Here is a 1355-nt window from a genome sequence, read left to right on the forward strand (position 1 = left end):
CGGCGTCCGGCCGCGTGCCGGGTGGCGTGGATCAGGTGGTGGCCGCCCCGGATCGGGTCGGGTGCCGCGCCGGATCAGGTCAGGCGCGGTCCGCGCGCCCACGGGCGAGGACCGCGTCGACGCTGTAGCGGCCGGGGCCGACCAGCACGAAGACGGCGGCGGCGAGTCCGACCACGGCGATGAGCTCCCGGCCGTTGTCGGAGACGTGGACGCCGGAGCCGAGGTGGACGGTGAAGAACGCGCCGATCATGACGACGACGACGAGGACGGCGACCAGGGGGGTGAGCAGTCCCAGGATGAGCAGGATGCCTCCCACGAGCTCGATCACGCCGACGACGGCGGTGGCGGCCGTGGCCCCGGGGGCGCCGACTCATTACGTGTCGTGTCAACTATGCCGCTATAGTGGGGCTATGGCAGATCAGGCTCGGAATCACCAGGTGCGATGGCTGGACAACGAGGAGAAGGCCCTGTGGCGGGACTACCTCGCCGTCCAGGGCCGCCTCCACCTGGAGATCCAGCGAGACCTCAAGGCCTCGTCCGACCTGACCGAACCCGAGTTCGAAGTGCTCGTCTACCTGAGCGAGGCGGACGGCCCGCAGCGCATGACCGCCCTCGCCGACGTCCTCATGTGGGAGCGCAGCCGCCTCTCCCACCAGGTGAGCCGGATGATCAAGCGCGGCCTCGTGCAGCGGACCACCTGCCCCGAGGACGGCCGGGGCGCGTTCGTCTCCGCTACCGGCGAGGGGATGCGGGCCATCGAGCAGGCCGCCCCGGACCACGTCGCCACCGTGCGTCGGGAATTCCTCGACCGCCTCGGCGAAGACGACAAGCGGGAGCTCGCCCGGCTGCTCGCCAAGGTGCGGGGCGCCGACGGGGCTGAGGCGACTCGGCGATCCGCCGGCGCGGGCGTACCCTCAGGGGCGTGAACGCAGTGTCCGTGGTGGTCATGGTGCTCCTCGCGGGGCTCGCCCTCGTCATCGCCGGGACCGGCGTCGCCGCCCTGGTCGGCATGCTCCCCGGCAACGGGGTCCTGGGCGTCCGCACGCCGGAGACCCGCCGCTCCCCCGAGGCGTGGGAACTCGCCAACCGGGCCGCCGGTCCCGCGTTCCTCGGCTCCGGTCTCGTGCTCCTGCTCGGTGCGCTCGCCCTGGGACTGATCGGCGGATGGGTGGGCGGCCTCGTCGTCGTCGTCTCCGTCGTCGGTTCCCTCGCCCTGCTCAGCGTCGCCGGCCTCGCCGGGGCACGCGCGGCGGCGATCTGGGCCGCCGCCGAGGACGGTGACCAGGCCGGATGTGGCTGCGGCCCCGACGGTTGCGGCGGTCACTCCGGCACGAACGCCGCCGACACCGGCTGCG

The 1355-nt window shown here is 73.2% G+C and carries 2 protein-coding genes and 1 pseudogene; 2 read left to right on the forward strand and 1 reads right to left on the reverse strand.

Annotated elements, in window-relative coordinates:
* Positions 1-79: 79 nt before the first annotated feature.
* Positions 80-355: pseudogene (locus HMPREF3086_RS00290) on the reverse strand (DoxX family membrane protein); the annotation flags it as partial.
* Positions 356-410: 55 nt separating this feature from the next.
* Between HMPREF3086_RS00290 and HMPREF3086_RS00295 the strand changes: the two are divergent.
* Both HMPREF3086_RS00295 and HMPREF3086_RS00300 read left to right on the forward strand, forming a co-directional pair.
* Entirely contained in the window at positions 411-926 is a 516-nt protein-coding gene (locus HMPREF3086_RS00295) for a MarR family winged helix-turn-helix transcriptional regulator (RefSeq protein WP_061228375.1), read from the forward strand.
* A partial coding sequence (locus tag HMPREF3086_RS00300) for an SdpI family protein (RefSeq protein ID WP_070719667.1) occupies positions 923-1355 on the forward strand: 433 nt, incomplete at its 3' end. The genes HMPREF3086_RS00295 and HMPREF3086_RS00300, both read left to right, overlap by 4 nt.

Origin of the sequence: Dietzia sp. HMSC21D01, assembly GCF_001815995.1 — a bacterium.
In the GTDB taxonomy this organism is placed as follows: Bacteria; Actinomycetota; Actinomycetes; order Mycobacteriales; family Mycobacteriaceae; genus Dietzia; species Dietzia cinnamea.